The organism is Leifsonella bigeumensis (assembly GCF_039537265.1).
Classification (GTDB): Bacteria; Actinomycetota; Actinomycetes; order Actinomycetales; family Microbacteriaceae; genus Terrimesophilobacter; species Terrimesophilobacter bigeumensis.
Genome location: NZ_BAABAE010000003.1, coordinates 660,113 through 676,040, shown reverse-complemented (window position 1 = coordinate 676,040; position 15,928 = coordinate 660,113). Strand labels below are relative to the sequence as shown.

General features: G+C 66.5%; 16 protein-coding genes and 2 tRNA genes. 5 read left to right on the top strand and 13 right to left on the bottom strand.

The genetic code is table 11. The features are described 5' to 3' along the window. Positions 1-100 precede the first annotated feature (100 nt). The 6 genes from ABD678_RS08355 to ABD678_RS08330 are packed head-to-tail and all read right to left on the bottom strand — an operon-like array spanning position 101 to position 7,634. Complete coding sequence (locus tag ABD678_RS08355) at positions 101-2,311, bottom strand: glycoside hydrolase family 31 protein (RefSeq protein ID WP_344755611.1); 2,211 nt, start codon at positions 2,309-2,311, stop codon at positions 101-103. Continuing rightward, the gene (locus ABD678_RS08350; RefSeq protein WP_344755609.1) at positions 2,308-3,417 is read right to left on the bottom strand and encodes a glycoside hydrolase family 15 protein; all 1,110 of its coding nucleotides are present in this window, start codon (positions 3,415-3,417) and stop codon (positions 2,308-2,310) included. The genes ABD678_RS08355 and ABD678_RS08350 overlap by 4 nt, the downstream gene beginning before the upstream one ends. Positions 3,418-3,422: 5 nt before the next feature. Beyond that, positions 3,423-4,685, bottom strand: a complete 1,263-nt coding sequence (locus ABD678_RS08345; protein WP_344755607.1) for an ABC transporter substrate-binding protein — start codon at positions 4,683-4,685, stop codon at positions 3,423-3,425. A 31-nt stretch (positions 4,686-4,716) separates the two neighbouring features. After that, the gene (locus tag ABD678_RS08340; RefSeq protein ID WP_344755605.1) at positions 4,717-5,544 is read right to left on the bottom strand and encodes a carbohydrate ABC transporter permease; all 828 of its coding nucleotides are present in this window, start codon (positions 5,542-5,544) and stop codon (positions 4,717-4,719) included. Then, positions 5,534-6,418, bottom strand: coding sequence for a carbohydrate ABC transporter permease (locus ABD678_RS08335; RefSeq protein ID WP_344755603.1), 885 nt, complete (start codon positions 6,416-6,418; stop codon positions 5,534-5,536). Before ABD678_RS08335 ends, ABD678_RS08340 begins: the two co-directional genes overlap by 11 nt. Further along, entirely contained in the window at positions 6,408-7,634 is a 1,227-nt protein-coding gene (locus ABD678_RS08330) for an ROK family transcriptional regulator (RefSeq protein WP_344755601.1), read from the bottom strand. The genes ABD678_RS08335 and ABD678_RS08330 overlap by 11 nt, the downstream gene beginning before the upstream one ends. Positions 7,635-7,700: 66 nt before the next feature. On the opposite strand from ABD678_RS08330, the gene ABD678_RS08325 reads away from it, so the two are divergent. After that, positions 7,701-7,841: a hypothetical protein gene (locus ABD678_RS08325; protein WP_344755599.1), complete on the top strand. Its 141-nt coding sequence runs from the start codon at positions 7,701-7,703 to the stop codon at positions 7,839-7,841. Between the two features lie 58 nt (positions 7,842-7,899). Here ABD678_RS08325 and clpX read toward each other — a convergent pair whose 3' ends face one another. Beyond that, positions 7,900-9,177: an ATP-dependent Clp protease ATP-binding subunit ClpX gene (clpX, locus tag ABD678_RS08320; RefSeq protein WP_344755597.1), complete on the bottom strand. Its 1,278-nt coding sequence runs from the start codon at positions 9,175-9,177 to the stop codon at positions 7,900-7,902. A 199-nt stretch (positions 9,178-9,376) separates the two neighbouring features. On the opposite strand from clpX, the gene ABD678_RS08315 reads away from it, so the two are divergent. The 3 genes from ABD678_RS08315 to ABD678_RS08305 all read left to right on the top strand — a co-directional run bounded on the left by ABD678_RS08315 (position 9,377) and on the right by ABD678_RS08305 (position 11,390). After that, entirely contained in the window at positions 9,377-9,994 is a 618-nt protein-coding gene (locus ABD678_RS08315) for a hypothetical protein (RefSeq protein WP_344755595.1), read from the top strand. 94 nt (positions 9,995-10,088) lie between these two features. Continuing rightward, on the top strand, positions 10,089-10,766 hold the full coding sequence (locus ABD678_RS08310; protein ID WP_344755593.1) for a YcnI family copper-binding membrane protein: 678 nt from the start codon (positions 10,089-10,091) through the stop codon (positions 10,764-10,766). Between the two features lie 3 nt (positions 10,767-10,769). Further along, on the top strand, positions 10,770-11,390 hold the full coding sequence (locus tag ABD678_RS08305; RefSeq protein WP_344755591.1) for a copper resistance CopC family protein: 621 nt from the start codon (positions 10,770-10,772) through the stop codon (positions 11,388-11,390). Positions 11,391-11,489: 99 nt separating this feature from the next. Here ABD678_RS08305 and ABD678_RS08300 read toward each other — a convergent pair whose 3' ends face one another. The 4 genes from ABD678_RS08300 to ABD678_RS08285 all read right to left on the bottom strand — a co-directional run bounded on the left by ABD678_RS08300 (position 11,490) and on the right by ABD678_RS08285 (position 14,524). Continuing rightward, a complete protein-coding gene (locus tag ABD678_RS08300) occupies positions 11,490-12,161 on the bottom strand; it encodes an ATP-dependent Clp protease proteolytic subunit (RefSeq protein ID WP_344757128.1) in 672 nt (223 codons plus the stop codon). Positions 12,162-12,193: 32 nt separating this feature from the next. Next, positions 12,194-12,808 (bottom strand): ATP-dependent Clp protease proteolytic subunit, encoded by a 615-nt coding sequence (locus ABD678_RS08295; RefSeq protein ID WP_344755589.1) that lies wholly within the window; start codon positions 12,806-12,808, stop codon positions 12,194-12,196. Between the two features lie 175 nt (positions 12,809-12,983). After that, complete coding sequence (gene tig, locus ABD678_RS08290) at positions 12,984-14,396, bottom strand: trigger factor (protein ID WP_344755587.1); 1,413 nt, start codon at positions 14,394-14,396, stop codon at positions 12,984-12,986. 53 nt (positions 14,397-14,449) lie between these two features. Beyond that, positions 14,450-14,524 (bottom strand) — tRNA-Pro (locus tag ABD678_RS08285). 162 nt (positions 14,525-14,686) lie between these two features. Here ABD678_RS08285 and ABD678_RS08280 point away from each other — a divergent pair. Continuing rightward, positions 14,687-14,757: transfer RNA gene (locus ABD678_RS08280), tRNA-Gly, on the top strand. 80 nt (positions 14,758-14,837) lie between these two features. Here the strand turns inward: ABD678_RS08280 and ABD678_RS08275 are convergent. Both ABD678_RS08275 and ABD678_RS08270 read right to left on the bottom strand, forming a co-directional pair. Then, complete coding sequence (locus ABD678_RS08275) at positions 14,838-15,659, bottom strand: hypothetical protein (RefSeq protein ID WP_344755585.1); 822 nt, start codon at positions 15,657-15,659, stop codon at positions 14,838-14,840. Positions 15,660-15,789: 130 nt separating this feature from the next. After that, positions 15,790-15,924, bottom strand: a complete 135-nt coding sequence (locus tag ABD678_RS08270) for a hypothetical protein (protein ID WP_344755583.1) — start codon at positions 15,922-15,924, stop codon at positions 15,790-15,792. Positions 15,925-15,928 lie beyond the last annotated feature (4 nt).

Below are 15,928 nucleotides of genomic sequence, written 5' to 3'. Positions count from 1 at the left end.
CGAACGACGTCGCGAAGCCCGCGATGGAGCCGACGACACCGGCCGAGATGGGCTGCAGAATGGGCTATCGGTCCTTCGCGTGGGCGGGAATGACGCCATCCTATGGGGTGAAGACGCTCCTCAGCCTCTCCCACGACTCCGCCCGCACGTAGACCGGGATCACGTCGATCGGTACTGGCCGTTCGACGACCCACCCGCCGCCGAATGCCTCACCCGTCCAGGCATCGACCCACTCGCCTTCCGGAAGGTAGGTCGACCACTCGGTGGCGCCGGGCTCGGTGACGGGTGAGACGAGGATGTCGTCGCCGAGCAGGTACTGGAGGGGAAACTCCCACACTCTCTCGTCGTGCGGCCACTCGAAGAACAGGGCACGCAGGAGCGGCTTCGAGTGCTCCGTTCCGAGCCTCGCCTGCTCGATGAGGTAGGGCACGAGACGCTCGCGCAACTCGGTGAGGCGGCGATACACCTCCAGCACGCGGGGATCGCCCGACTGTTCGGCGATGTTCCACGGCGTGCGGTCGTGCGACGGGACCCGATGGTGATTGAACTCCGCGTGGTATTGCATGATCGGGCTGAACACGGCCATGGCGCCGGTCCGGAGATAGAGTTCGGCGCTCGGCAGTTCGCCGGAGAACCCGCCGTGATCCCAGCTCCACGAGAAGATCCCGGATGCCCCTGCCGTGAGCCCTGCGGTCACGGAGGCGCGGAACGCCTCCCAGGTCGAACGCTCGTCGCCGGCCCAATGCCCCGGGAAACTGCCTGCGCCGGCATGTCCGGCCCGGCTGAACGTCAGACCGTCCGTGCCCGCGCGCTCGAGGAGCTCGTGGAAGGCCTGGGCGTAAAGGTTCGGATAGCGGTTGTTGGTGAGGTCGCCGCGCGTGCCGTCGCCGAAGCGGAGCTCGTCCCCCCAGGTGTGCTCGCCGCCATCCGTCTTGAACCCGTCGACACCCATCTCCTCGAGCAGGTAGCGACGCTTCTCGGTCCACCACTCGCGCACCTCAGGTCTTGTGAAGTCGGGGAGCAGCGCGCGGGGAAACCACCAGCCCCGGTTCCGGTACGGGCTGCCGTCTTCCTCGAGCACGGCGAAGCCACGTTCCTGAAGGGCGACGCGGTCGGCGATGAGCTGCTCGTCGTCCTCGATGTCGTGATCCGGCACGACAGGAATCTGCCACAGGATGACCTTGACCCCTTGGGCGTGCAGTCGGTCGATCATGCCCTTCGGGTCCGGCCACGCCCCGTCGGGCGGGAAGGTGAAATCCTGGTAGCGCAATGGTTCGCCGTCGTGCCGCGGCGTGTACTGCGCATCACGCCAGATGTGGATGGTGCCCTCGTCGCTCCAGGCCTCGATGACGATCGCGCCGACCGCGACGCCTTCGGCGAGCGAGCGCGCCACCTCCGCCTCGACACGCTCCTGCGTGTTCCACTCGTTCGAGCTGATCCACGGCCGGTAGGCCCAATCGGGGATGAGCGCCGGCTTCCCGACGCTGGCGAAGAACCCTGAGAGGGCGTCGGCGGGAGACCCGTCCCAGAGGTGCAGGGTGACGAGCGGGGCATCCGGGTCGACGAGCACCTCGACCCAGAGTCTGTCCGCGTCTCGCTGCCCGACATCGAACCACACCCGACGCGTGGTGTCGACGTGGAAACCCCAGCCGTCACCGCCCACGACATGCGCGAACGGCACAGGGAGGTAGGTGCGAACACCCTGGTCGCAGTACTGCTCGAAGACCGTCGCATCGACAGCCCAGCCGCGCTGGTCCAGGGAATGGAACCTCTCGCCGAGGCCGACGACGTGCTCCCCCGCGGAGAGGCTCAGCGCGAATCGCGCGCGAACAGGTTTCCCGTCGACGATGAGCCACTGAACGGAACCGGACTCGATGCGACCTGCGGCGCCGTCGGCGACAAGCTCCCCTCCGGTCGGCCCCCAGACGCCGACCGGCAGGGCGAACCACGGGGATGTTTCGCACGCGTCGGCGGAACGGAAGCGATAGCGAACCCGGTCGCCGGCTGCGAAGGGGCCGACGACAGCCTGCCAGGCATCCAGCCCACCGGTGTCCTCCCCCGCCTCGGCCGCTGCGGCGAGATGCCCCCCGGCGTCCCCGAGCGCCAGACCGGAATCGGCCGTGTCGAGACGGCGCGCATCCAGAACGGCGATCCGGTCGTTGACCTCGAGCTCGACGACGGGAACGCCCACCTCTCCGGAGACGAGCACGCCGAGGGTGACCTGCTCCCCCGCCTCCGGCTGAACCGGATCGCGCTGGTCGAGGCTGGGGCGATAGGCATGGCCTCGCCCTGGTGGGTTGTGGCGGATCACCGGTGGGGTACTCCTGTCATTCTCAAACTCGTGGCGAGGGTCAGATACATGGCGTGGGACCAGAGCAGGGGGGACGCACTCGGCCCCCAGCGCTCCACCCACTCGGCGATGCGTTCGGGGTGAAGCGCGTGCGTGTCGACCTGTTCCGGCAGATTCAGGGAGGCATCCGCCTGTGCGGCGATCCAGTCGGCGAGCTCACGCGCTCGGCCGACATTGCCCGCCTCGGAGTAGTGCCAGCCGAGGAATCCGGCGAGCAGGATCCACTCCCCGCCGCCGTAATAGGTGTCGTCGAGGAAGCGGTAGACGCCGGCCGGTGCGAGCTCCCGTTCGATGCGCTCGATCGTGGCCGTCGCGACGGGGTCGCCCATCGGGTAGAGCTCGAAGGGGGTGATGCAGGCGATGAGGCTCGCATCAACCTGGTCGCTTCCGAAGTACTTGGTGAGGTGGCCGTCGTGGAGCCCTTCCTCCGCGACGAGGTCGGCGATCTGCTGGGCCACGACGGCCGCACGCATCCGGAGGTCGTCGTCGAGTTCTTCCCAGCCGCTCGCGGCGAGAAGCCCCCTGCGGATGGGCGCGAGGCTCGACGGATGCCTGCGGTGGCCGTTCTCCTCCCACCAGTCGTAGAACGGGCTCGCCCAGAAGACGCAGAGGTAGCGGACCGTGAGTGCGGCACCCTCCGCGAAGGCCGTGCGATCGCGACCGTGGCGGATGCTGTGCTGGTCGAGCGCCCACAGCCAGGTCCCGTAGCCGTCCAGCTGGAAGTCCTGCCACTCGGTGCCGGACTCCTCGCCGTCGATGGTGTACCGCGTGTGGAGGTGTTCGGTGAGCGCGACGTCCTCCACGTCGCGCTCACCCCGGGCGACCAGATCGAGGATCTGATCGCGTCGGTCTGTGAGGATGCGATCGCACCAGCCGAAGAACGCTTCGGCGCTGGCGATCTCACCCACCCGGCTCATCGCATCGGCGATGAATGCCCCGTCCCGGAACCAGCTGTACTGGTAGGTCGGGAAGGTCGGAGACGCGAGGTACGCTCCGGTGGCCGCCTGTCCATCTTTGATGACCTCGATGCTTCTCGAGATCAGAGGCGCGTGAATCGGGTTGTTCATCATCTCTAGAGCAGCGCGTTGACTTCTTCGACGGCCTGGTCCAGCGCGTCTTCGACCGACAGCTCACCGAGCACAGCCTTCTGCAGGTACAGGGTCACAATGTCCTGCAACTCCTGCTGGCGCTCGATGACCGGTGGCACGACGACCGCGTCCAGGGAGTCGAACACCGCCTGGCGGTTCTCCGGAGGCGTGATCGACAGGTAGGGCTCGAGCAGTGCCTTGTCGGCCACCGCGGGGAGCTCCCAGTCCTCGTTGAGCCGGATGTCCACCGTGAGGTCCGACGAGGCGAGGTACTGCAGCCACTTGGCCGACTCGACCGGGTGCTTGGTGCTCGCGGACGCGACACCGGCGTTGGCGAAGAAGTGGGATGCGTGCTGGGTGTTGCCCGGCTCGACGACGACGTCCCACTTGCTCGGGATGTCGAGCAGGTTGTTGAACTGCCAGATCCCGTTGTGCCACATCGCGATCTTGCCCTGCTGGAAGAGCACGTCATCGCCGATGCCGCCCATCTGGGCCTCGTTCGGCATGGTGTTGCCGACCTTGTCGACGAGGTGGTGCGCCGCCGCGATGCCGGCCTCACTGTTGAAGGTCGCCTCGGTCATATCGGCGTTGAAGAACTCGCCACCGCTCTGCGCAAGGGACTTGTAGAACTCGAAGAACTGCACGGGCTGGTACTCGCCGAAGATTCCGGCGCCCGCATCCGTGAGCTTCTCCGCAGCAGCCTTCTCGTCCGCCCAGGTCCAGTCGGCGGTCGGGTAATCGAGCCCAGCCGCGTCAAATAGGTCCTTGTTGTAGATGAGGACGACGACGGAGAAGCTCTCGGGAAGTCCGAGCTGCACTCCGTCGAAGTTGAAGGCGTCGTAGGCCTTCGGGAAATAGACGCTCTTGTCGATCGCGTCGGGAGCGGCGGTCTCCAGGTCCAGCAGTGCACCGGAGGAGGCGAAGGACACGAAGTTCTCGTAGTTCAACTCGAACGTGTCCGGTGCTGTGTTTCCGGCGATCCTGGTCTTGAGCGAGGTGAAGTAGTCCTCATAGGGAGCGTTCTGCACCTTGACGGTGATGTTCGGGTTCTCATCCTCGAATGCGTCGACGATCCTCTGGAGCTGGGCTTCGTGATCGGCACCGGCGGTGAAGTTGAAGAACTCGATGGTGACCGGGCCGTCGCTTTCCGCGGGACCGGCCGAGCATCCGGCGAGCAGCAGTGCGGTGGTCGCGAGAATGCCGACTCCCGCCATCCGCCAGCGAGCTGCGGGTTTGGTGATGTGCATGATTGCGGTTGTTCCTCTCTCGATGAAGGGCTCAGCCTTTGAGCCCCGACATGGCAACGCCTTGGAGGACGTAGCGTTGCGCAAACAGAAATACAGCGACGATCGGCAGAACGGAGATCGTCGCTCCCGCCAGCACGAGGTTCCAGTCGGTGACGAACCGGCTGGAGAGGCTGGAGAGACCAAGGGGCAGCGTCATCAAGTCCGGGGAGTTGATGATGATGAGGGGCCACAGGAAGTTGTTCCAGGAGCCCATGAAGGAGAAGACGGCGACCGTCGCGATCGCCGGCTTCGAGAGCGGCAGCACGAGGGTGAAGAAGTTGCGGATGTGGCCGGCGCCATCCATGAAGGCGGCCTCCTCCAGCTCGCGCGGGAGACCGAGGAAGGCCTGGCGCAGCAGGAAGACCCCGAACGGCATCGCCATCTCAGGGATGATGAGGCCCCAGTAGGAGTCGAGCATCCCCATGTACCTCAACTCGATGAAGAGGGGAACCACCATGACCTGGAAGGGGACCATGAGGGTTGCGAGGAAGAGGACGAAGATCGCGTTGCGCCCTCGGAAGGTCAACCGGGTGAAGGCGTAGGCGGCCATCGCACTGCTGAGCACCTGGAGGAAGGTGACGGCGAGGGAGACCCCGACGCTGTTGAGGACCCAGCGGAGGATCGGGACCTCGGTGAACAACCGCTCGTAGGCCGCGCCGTCCACCGGGTTGGGGATGAGCTGCGGCGGCAGCTTGAACAGTTCGCCCGTCGTCGTGAGCGAGGTCGAGACCATCCACACGAAGGGGAAGAGGAAGACGAGCCCGCCTGCGGCGATGACGATCGTACGCGTCCAGACCGCGGCCTTCGATTCAGTCCCCATAGTGCACCCACCGCTTCTGGAATCTCAGCTGGAAGACCGTGAACAGGAGGATGATCGCGAAGAGCACCCAGCTCATCGCGGAGGCCTCCCCCATGAGTCCGTACTTGAAGGCGTTCTTGACGACCTGCTCCATGACGACCGTCGTGGCACCGGCCGGGCCGCCTTCCGTCATGACCCAGACCTGATCGAAGACCTGGAATGCCCCGATCATCGCAAGGATCATCGCGAACAGGATCGAGGGGGTCAGCAGCGGAAGGGTGACGTACCGCAGTTTCTCCCAGCGGGTCGCCCCGTCGATCGTGGCGGCCTCGTAGAGGTGGTCGGGGATGCTCTGGAGCCCGGCCAGCAGGATCAGCATGTTGAAGCCGAGGTCCTTCCACACCGAGGCGATGATGATCGAGGGCATCGCCCAGTTCGGATCGGTCCACCATCCCGGCCCGTCGATCCCCACGAGCCCGAGCACGTAGTTGACCATCCCGCCCTGCGGGCTCAGGAGCCACTTCCACAGGAGCGCCACGACGACCCAGCTCGTGACGACGGGCAGGAAGTAGATGCCCCGGAAGAAGGTCGCACCCTTGAGCTTGCTGTTCAGGAGCACGGCGATGGCGATCGCCCCCACGAGCACGAGCGGGAGATAGCCCACCATGTAATAGAGGGTGTTGAGGAGCGCCTTGTGGAACTTGGCATCCGTGAGCACCTCGACATAGTTGTCGATCCCGAGGTACTCCGGCGGCCGGAGGAGATTCCACTTGGTCATGCTCACCCAGAGCGAGGCGAGCATCGGGAAGATGCGGAAGACCAGGAGCGGGATCAGGGCAGGCAGGAGGAACAGCGCCACCAGGCCGACCTTCTTCCATCCGCGATCACCGACCATGGCTCTGCACCCCCGGCTTCGGCACGACAGAGAGCCTGGATCTCACAAGACGCCCCTGCTCGCCGGCAAGACCCACCGCATCGAACGGGGTCGAGAGCACGAGAGCTGCGGCACCCTGCGCCCAGCTCTCGTCCGTCCAGGTCTCGATCTCCACGGGAACGCCGCGACGCGAGGGAAGGAGGGTGGCCCGGAACTCGGGCTCGAAGCCCGACGCCCAATGCTTCCAGGCGGCGGTTCCCTCACCGAGAACGATGACGGACTCGGGATCGAAGACCTGCACGACGCCGGCAAGCACGCGGGCGAGGACCTGGCCCGCCTCGCTGAAGATCGCCTGCGCGCGCGCGTCGCCATCGTCGGCCGCCCGCGTGAGCGCGGCGATCCCGGCGCGCGGGGGGATGACCCCCGCATCGCGCGCCCGCCGCTCGAGGCTTGCCTGGCCGATCACGGTCTCGAGGCATCCGTGGTTCCCGCAGCTGCAGAGGATGCCGTCCGCCACGAGCGGGACGTGACCGATCTCACCGGCTCCCCCCGAGCCGCCACGAAGAACGACGCCATCCATGACGAGCCCGAGGCCGACGCCGGTACCGATCGTGAGGGTGAGGAATGTGGCGTGGTTGCGGCCGATGCCGAAGAGCCGTTCCGCCATGGCGAGCGCGTTGACGTTGTTCTCGACGAGCACCGGAAGTCCGAGCATCCGGCGCAGCGTCGGGCCGATCGGCATGTCGTTCCAGTCCAGCTGGTAGGAGTCGACGATGCCGCTGCCCTGGGCGTCGACGGTGCCGGGGATCGCGACGCCGATACCCAGGATCGGTACGCCGCTGCCGCCATCGATGAAGCCCTCTACAGCATTGCCGAGGCCCTCGAGGAGAGTGGCCGACGACGCGTCGAAGGGTTCCTGCGCCGAGCGGATGACGGTTCCATCGAGCTCGACCTCGACGAAGGCGAGGTGATCGGGTGCGATCTTGAGTCCGACCGCGTGGCCGGCTGACGAGACGAGGCCGAGCCGTCTGGCGGGGCGTCCGCCCTGCGACGGCGAGTGCTCCCGCTCATCGACCAGGCCATCCGCGATGAGTTCCTTGACGAGCTGCGTGATGAGGGCGGGACTCACGTCGAGAGCTCGCGCGAGGTCGGCGCGGGACGCGGGGCCCTGCGCACCGAGACGCGCGAGGATCGCGGACCGAGTGACGTCGGTGCGGCCGGTCGAGCGAGTCGCCATGGGGGTCCTTGGTTCGGGAACAACTTTGTTTAGAACTAAAGGAACCTTAGAAGTAAGTCGCGAAGAATGTCAAGGACGAGTTTGTGGGAAGCCACCGTTGCCCGAGGAGCGCGCGACGCACTGCGACGAGGGGGCATCACGGACGGCTCCCGTCGTGACGCCCGCTACCTGACCGGCGAGACGCCGGTCAGCGCCGGCGACGCATGAGGATCAGAAATGGTCCTCATTGCTCTGCGCCGCGCGCTCCTCAGGGAACGGGCGACTTCTACGCGGACTTCTCGCGACGCTCGGGCTTGCGCGGGACGATCGTCGGGGCAGCGTTGTCGATGACGGATTGCTTCGTGACGATCACACGGTCGACATCCGTGTTGGATGGCACCTCGAACATGATCGGCCCGAGCACCTCCTCCATGATCGCACGCAGGCCGCGGGCACCACTCTGGCGCAGCACCGCAAGGTCGGCGATCGCCTCGAGGGCATCCGCCTCGAACTCGAGCTTCACGCCGTCGATCTCGAACATCCGCTGGTACTGGCGCATGAGCGCGTTCTTCGGGACGGTCAGGATCTCCATGAGCGCGACCTGGTCGAGCGGCGTGACCGTCGCGACGACGGGGAGACGGCCGATGAACTCCGGGATGAGTCCGAACTTGTGGAGGTCCTCCGGGAGCACCTCGCTGAACAGGTTGATGTCGTCGCCCTTGCTGTGCAGCGGGGCGCCGAAGCCGATGCCCTTCTTGCCCGCCCGGTGCGAGATGATCTCCTCGAGCCCCGCGAAGGCGCCGGCGACGATGAACAGCACGTTCGTCGTGTCGATCTGGATGAACTCCTGGTGCGGATGCTTGCGCCCGCCCTGCGGAGGAACCGACGCGACGGTGCCCTCCAGGATCTTGAGCAGCGCCTGCTGCACGCCCTCCCCCGACACGTCGCGCGTGATCGACGGGTTCTCGGCCTTGCGGGCGATCTTGTCGATCTCGTCGATGTAGATGATGCCCGTCTCGGCGCGCTTGACGTCGTAGTCGGCCGCCTGGATGAGCTTGAGCAGGATGTTCTCGACATCCTCGCCGACGTAGCCGGCCTCGGTGAGCGCCGTCGCATCCGCCACTGCGAAGGGCACATTCAGCCGGCGAGCGAGAGTCTGGGCGAGATAGGTCTTGCCGCATCCGGTCGGGCCGATGAGCAGGATGTTGGACTTGGCGATCTCGACATCGTCGGCGACCGCTTCGGCCGGCATGATCGTCTTCTCGGCGCGGACGCGCTTGTAGTGGTTGTAGACGGCGACGGAGAGGGCACGCTTGGCCTGCTCCTGCCCGATGACGTATTCCTCAAGGAAGGCGAAGATCTCCTTCGGCTTCGGCAGCTCGAACTCGCTCGCCGCCTCCTCGCCCGACTCGGCGAGACGCTCCTCGATGATCTCGTTGCACAACTCGACGCATTCGTCGCAGATGTACACGCCGGGCCCCGCGATGAGCTGTTGAACCTGTTTCTGGCTCTTACCGCAGAATGAACACTTGAGCAGGTCGGCGCTCTCGCCAATGCGTGCCATGCTCGCCTCCTCCTGGTGTGGACCCGCAACGCTGTGGGCCATCGCACGAAACTCTGTGCACGGACCCCGACTACAGAATCCGGTGCAGATACGAGCCTAACCCGGCGCGGTGACAGTCGCTGCAACGTGACCGTTTGGGGCCCCGGCGCGCCGCCTAGACTGGAAGGGTCGTTCGCGAGAGGAAGTCCGGGGCAGAACCATGACACGGTGGACACGAGTCGCCCGCGGAACCCTCGCGGCCCTCGTCTCGACCTTCGTCGCAGCCTTCTCGCACCTGGTCGCCGGCGGACCGCTTCCCGGCACCGCCGGACTCGCCCTGTGCCTCGCGTTCTCCTGGCTCGTGTGCATCGCCCTCGCCGGCAGACGGTGGCCCCGGATGCGCCTGGCTGCCTCGATCGCGGCCAGCCAGGCCATGTTCCACGGCGTGTTCAGCGCGCTCAGCGGGGCGGCATCCGCGGCGCCGACGACCATCCCTCCGGTGGGCGCACCGACGACGGGTCACGACCACGGAGCCCTGACCCTCCTCGCGCCGCTCACCGGCCATTCCCACACGACCGGCGACATGTGGCTCGCGCACCTCGCCGCCGCTGTCATCACCTTCCTCGCGCTCGCCTACGGTGAGCGGTCGGCCGCGACGATCGCCGGATTCGCACGCACCATCGTCCTCGGCCTGCTGGCCCGGATGCCGGAGCCCGTCGCGGAGTCGGCCCGCGTGCGGCTCACGGCCACGCGCATCCACGCCGAACACCCCCGTGTCCGCCGACTCGAATTCGCCGAGCTGCGCCACCGCGGTCCGCCGTCGGCCCGGCTCGCCTGACACTCTCCTGCGCCACTGCGCAGCCACCAGATCGCGCACGGACGAAGCCGTGCATTGTCGAACCCCGTGCCGCGGCACGGCGGAAAGGATTCCCATGAAGAAACTCCATATCGTCGCGGCCGCCGGCGCCGCACTCATGCTCGCTCTCGCCGCTCCGGCGGCAGCATCCGCCCACGTGAGTGTGAGCCCCGATACGGCATCCCCGGGGTCGTACGCGCTCATCGACTTCAAGGTGCCGAACGAGTCGGCGACCGCCGTCACGACGAAGCTCGAGGTCACACTGCCGACCGACACGCCGTTCTCGAGCGTGAGCTACGTGCCGGTCACCGGGTGGACCGCGGAGCTCATCCGCGAGGCCCTGCCCACCCCGGTCACGGTCGGCGAGAACACCATCACCGAGGCGGTCACCTCGATCGTCTGGACCGCCGACCCCGGCCACGAGATCGCGACCGGGCAGCTCCAGGTGTTCCCCGTCTCTCTCGGCCCGGTGCCGGATGTCGGCTCCGTGACGTTCACCACGCTTCAGACCTACAGCGACGGCACCGTCGTCTCGTGGGCAGAGACCGGGGAGGACGCCGAGCATCCGGCGCCCGTCCTCTACGTGGGCGACGCGCCGACAGGCGACCATCACGGCGACCAGGCCGGATCGGCCGATGCCGGTGAGTCGAGCGCGGATGCCGTGGCTCGTGGTCTCGGGGTCGGCGGACTCGTGCTCGGGGCGATCGGCGTCGTCGTCGCGATCGCCGGCCTACGCCGGAAGGAGGTGAGCTGAGCCGTGCGGAACCTCACACGCCAGATCGCGCTAGCCGGTTTCGTGGCGACCGTGGCCGTCCTGGCCGCGGCCTCGCCCGCGTTCGCGCACAACTTCTACCTGTCGTCGACACCAAGTGAGAACGAGGTGCTCACGACCCTGCCGGACGAGTTCATCGTCACGACGAACGACAACCTCCTCGACCTCGGTGGGGCGGGCGGCGGATTCGTCATGCAGGTCGTCGGCCCCGACGGTCTCTACTACGGCGACGGATGCGTCACCGTGAGCGGGCCATCGGTCTCGATGACGGCGGCGGCCGGCCCGGCCGGCGACTACACGCTCACCTGGCAGGTGATCTCGGCGGACGGCCACACCGTCTCCGGCGAGATCCCCTACAGCTGGGAGCCGGCGGCGGGTGCCGAGACATCGACCGTGGGAACGATGTCGCCGCCGGTGTGCGGCGAGGCGACCGAGCCGGAGCCTGCGGCTTCCGAGCCCGGAGTCACGCCGCCGGATGCCGGAGGCGCCGCGGACGACTCCGTGACGAATGCCCTGTGGATCGGCGGCGGAGTCCTCGCCGTGGCGATCGCTGTCGTCGCGACGCTTCTGCTGCTCAGGCCGCGCAAGACACCGCCGACCCAGTAGCTCGCGATGCGGGTCGAGCGCACCTTCTCCGGTCGAGCGCACCTTCTCCGGTCGAGCTTGTCGAGACCGTATCTCGGCAAGCTCGACCCGAGATCCGACCTACTTCGCGGCGATCGCCGCGGGCGTGGTCTTCCGGCTCGTGAGCACCTGGTCGATGAGCCCGTACTCGAGGGCCTCGGCCGCGCTCAGGATGTTGTCGCGGTCGATGTCCTTGTTGACCTGCTCGGGGGTGCGGTTCGAGTGGCTGGAGATGGTCTCCTCGAGCCAGGTGCGCATCCGCTGGATCTCCCTCGCCTGGATCTCGATGTCGGAGGCCTGGCCGTGGCCGGCATCCCCGGTCGCCGGCTGGTGGATGAGGATGCGCGCGTTCGGAAGTGCGAGCCGCTTGCCCGGCGCACCGGCCGCGAGCAGCACGGCTGCGGCGGAGGCCGCCTGGCCGAGGCACACGGTCTGGATCTGCGGCCGGATGTACTGCATCGTGTCGTAGATGGCCGTCATCGCGGTGAAGGAGCCACCGGGCGAGTTGATGTACATGACGATGTCGCGGTCGGGGTCCTGGCTCTCGAGCACGAGAAGCTGTGCCATGACGTCATCCGCGGAGGCGTCGTCGATCTGCACCCCGAGGAACACGATGCGGTCCTCGAAGAGCTTCGCGTAGGGGTCCTGCCGCTTGTAGCCGTAGGCGGTGCGCTCCTCGAAGCTGGGGAGGATGTAGCGCGACTCCGCGCCGGGGCTGGCGATGCCGCCCGCCGCCTGTCGCCCTGAGTACATCGAAGGGTTGGTGAATTCCATCTGTCGTGTCCCTACTTCTTCGCCGAGTCGCCGGAGTTGCCCGAGTCGTCCGTGCCGCCGCCGCCAATGACATCCGTCGCGAACTCGCGCAGGTGGTCGACAAACCCGTACTCGAGAGCCTCCTGGGCCGTGAACCAGTTGTCCCGGTCGCCGTCTTCGATGATCTGGTCGACCGACTTGCCGGTCTGCTCGGCCGTGAGTTCCGCCATCCGCTTCTTCATGTCGAGGATGACCTTCGCCTGGGTCTGGATGTCCGCTGCGGTGCCACCGAAACCACCCGAAGGCTGGTGCAGGAGCACGCGCGCGTTGGGCGTGATGTAGCGCTTGCCCTTCGTGCCGGAGGAGAGCAGGAACTGCCCCATCGAGGCGGCCATGCCAATACCGACCGTGACGATGTCGTTGGGGACGAACTTCATGGTGTCGTAGATCGCCATGCCCGCGGTGATCGAACCGCCTGGCGAGTTGACGTAGAGGTAGATGTCGCGCTTGGAGTCCTCCGCAGCGAGCAGCAGGATCTTCGCGCAGATCTCGTTCGCGTTGTCGTCGCGCACCTCTGAGCCAAGCCAGATGATGCGGTCCTGGAGGAGTTGGTCGAAGATGCTGCTGACCAGTGCCGGTTGGGCCATGCTGTCGAGCTCCGTTTCCGTTGTCGCTGTGAGTCGAATCTATCGGAGCGCGCCGACGCGATCTGGCATGTTCGCCCTCGGCAGAGCGCCGCGGTGCCTCGCGCGACTCGTCGCGCGGGTGATTTCATTACACGCGGGTGACTATTGACCCGCGCCCGACAAGAACGCGCGCGGCCTACTTGTGGTCGTGCCCGTAGTGCTCGTGGCCGGGCTTGCGTCCGTGACTGTCCTTGGCGCCGCCGTGGTCGTGGCCATCGTGGTCGCCGGACCCGGTTCCTGCGCTCGCCTCGACGAAGTCGCCGCCCTCGGCGGTGGCGGATGCCGTGAACGCCGAGAGGTCGACTTCCTTGCCGTTCGTGTCGGTGACGGTCGCCTTGGAGAGCACGGTCGCGAGAGCCTTGCCGCGGGCGACCTCGCCGATCATGCCGGGGATCTGGCCGTTCTCGTCGAGAATCTTGATGAACTCGCCCGGCTCCATCTGGTACTGGGCCGCGCCCTGCACGAGGTACTGGGTGAGCTCGTCCTGGCTGACCTTGACCTCTTCGGCCTCGACGATCGCGTCGAGCAGGATCTGGCTGCGGAACGTCTTCTCGCTCGACACGGTGACCTCGGCGCGGTGCTCGTCGTCTTCGAGGCGGTTCTCGTTCTCGAGGTGGCGGTGCACCTCGTCTTCGACGAGCTGCGGCGGCACGGGGATCTCGACCGACTCGAGGAGCTTGTCGACGATCTGGTCGCGTGCCTGGGCGCCCTGCCCGAAGGTCTTGGAGCGGCCGACCTGCTCGCGGATGTCCGCCTTGAGTTCGTCGATCGTGTCGAATTGGCTGGCGATCTGGGCGAAGTCGTCGTCGGCGGGGGGAACCTCGCGCTCCTTGACGGCCGTGAGGCTGACGGCGATCTGCGCGGCCTCCCCCTCGTGGTCCCCACCCATGAGCGGTGCCTCGAAGGTGGTGTCCTCGCCGGCGCTCAGTCCGTCGAGGGCTTCGTCGATGCCTTCGATGAGCTCGCCGCTGCCCACCTCGTAGGAGATGCCGCTCGCCGTGTCGACCTCCTCGCCGCCGATGGTCGCAACGAGGTCGATCTGCACGAAGTCGCCGGTCGCGGCCGGCCGGTCGACGGTGACGAGCGTGCCGAAACGGCTGAGCAGGCCCTGCAGCTCCTCCTCGACCTCGGCATCCGTCACCTCGACGGCGTCGACCGTGAGCTTCAGGCCGTCGAGCTTCGGGAGAGCGAATTCGGGGCGCACATCGACCTCGACGGTGATGAGCAGGTCGCCGCTGAAGTCCTTGACGTTGGGCAGCTCGACGATGTCGGCGGCCGGACGTCCGAGCGGGCGAACCTTGGCCTCATCCGCGGCCTGCCGATAGAAGCGGTCGAGACCGTCGTTGACGGCGTGGTTGAGCACCTCGTCGCGACCGATGCGCTGGTCGATGATCGGCGCAGGAACCTTGCCCTTGCGGAAGCCGGGAATGTTGACCTGCTCGGCGATGTGCTTGTAGGCGTGGTCGACGCTCGGCTTGAGCTCCTCGGGGGTGACCGAGATGGTCAGCTTCACGCGCGTGGGGCTCAGGCGGTCGACGGTGGTCTTCACGGTTTCGATTTCTCCTGGTTGGTGGTGCTGGGATGCTGGATCTGGGACGTCTGTCGGGGCGACAGGATTTGAACCTGCGACCTCCCGCTCCCAAAGCGGGCGCTCTAGCCAAGCTGAGCTACGCCCCGTACGAAGGATGCCGGCCAGGGAATCGGATGACGCGCACGCGCACAGAAATTGGCCTCGGCAAGTCTAGCCGAGTTCTGCGAGGCGGGCCGCAGCGCTGAGGATCGAAGCGCACTTCATGCATTAGGATTGCAGCGCGTTGTGGGCCTCTGGCTGACACTCGCGGGGATGTAGCTTAGTGGTAAAGCCTCAGTCTTCCAAACTGATGATGCGAGTTCGATTCTCGTCATCCCCTCACAAGAAACCACTGGTCGAAGGCCGGGTTGTTCCGCACCGCTCGACAGGGTGATTTCGAAAACCCCGCGAAAACCCGCGTCACGCAGAAGGCGCTGCTGCGGGAGGCTGAGCGGGGAAGTGCCCCTCACGCACGAAGATCATGACCTGCTGTAACTGGATCAGGCCCAACTGAACGTCACCCAGCGGGTACTCCAGGTCGCCCACGGTGACGAAGTACGCCAACCCGACCGGCTCGCGTTCGTGAACGAGGTCAACGGGCACGCTCGTCTCAACGCGCGCGAAGGGAACGCCGTCGCCCAACTTCATCTCAGGATTCAGGAAGTCCACACGTAGCCCGTTCGTGATCCCGTTTCGGGCTCCGGTCGCGCCCCCCGTGTGTACGCCGATCTGAAACGTTGAGGGGTTCGCCCGCCCGGTAATCATGCCCCGGTGCTTGTCCTGGTTGCTCAGGTCCACGAGCAACTGAAGCGGGCTTCCGGGTCCGGTGTTGAATGGCTGCATCTGATGGATGCGCTCTCGGAACTCCTCCGGCATCGAATCGAGCGCCTTCGCCGCGTTCTTCCATTTCGCCTCGGTTGGCGTGCAGGGGAAATAGACCTTGGTCGACTCGGCCGGTGCTGCGCCGTCGAGGTGGCAGAGAGACCACGCGAGGGAGTCGAGCGCGCTGCGGAAGCAGTGGATCGCGTCACCGAGCCGGAGAGCCATTTCTTCAAGCGGCGGGCTGGCATTGGTTCGCAGAGTCGCGTCGATGATGTAGCGGTCGTCGCTGAGGGCCAGGTCAACCCACACATGCACTGCCGCATCCCAGGCTGTCGCGACCTCGCTCACCGCGCCGATGTGGCTGATTCCGCGGACCCACTTCTGATCGGACCAAGCCGAAATCTCGACTCCGGGCTTCACCGCGCGTGGCTTGCTCATGGAGACAAGATAGACCCGAACGGCAGACGTCGAAGCGACCGAGGTAGGCTTGAAATAGAGAACGGGAACCCAGCCATGAGGCCGAGTCCCCGCCCTTGCTGCTCACCATCAGTTACTTTCCAGAGCGCTTGGTGGGCTTCTCGACCACGGTCGTACGCGGATTGCGTGCGGCCGTGGTCATCTTCACGTAGCGTCCCGTGATCGCGCTACGCGCGCGGCCCGTGGACTTCGAGGACTTGCTTGCCATGTTC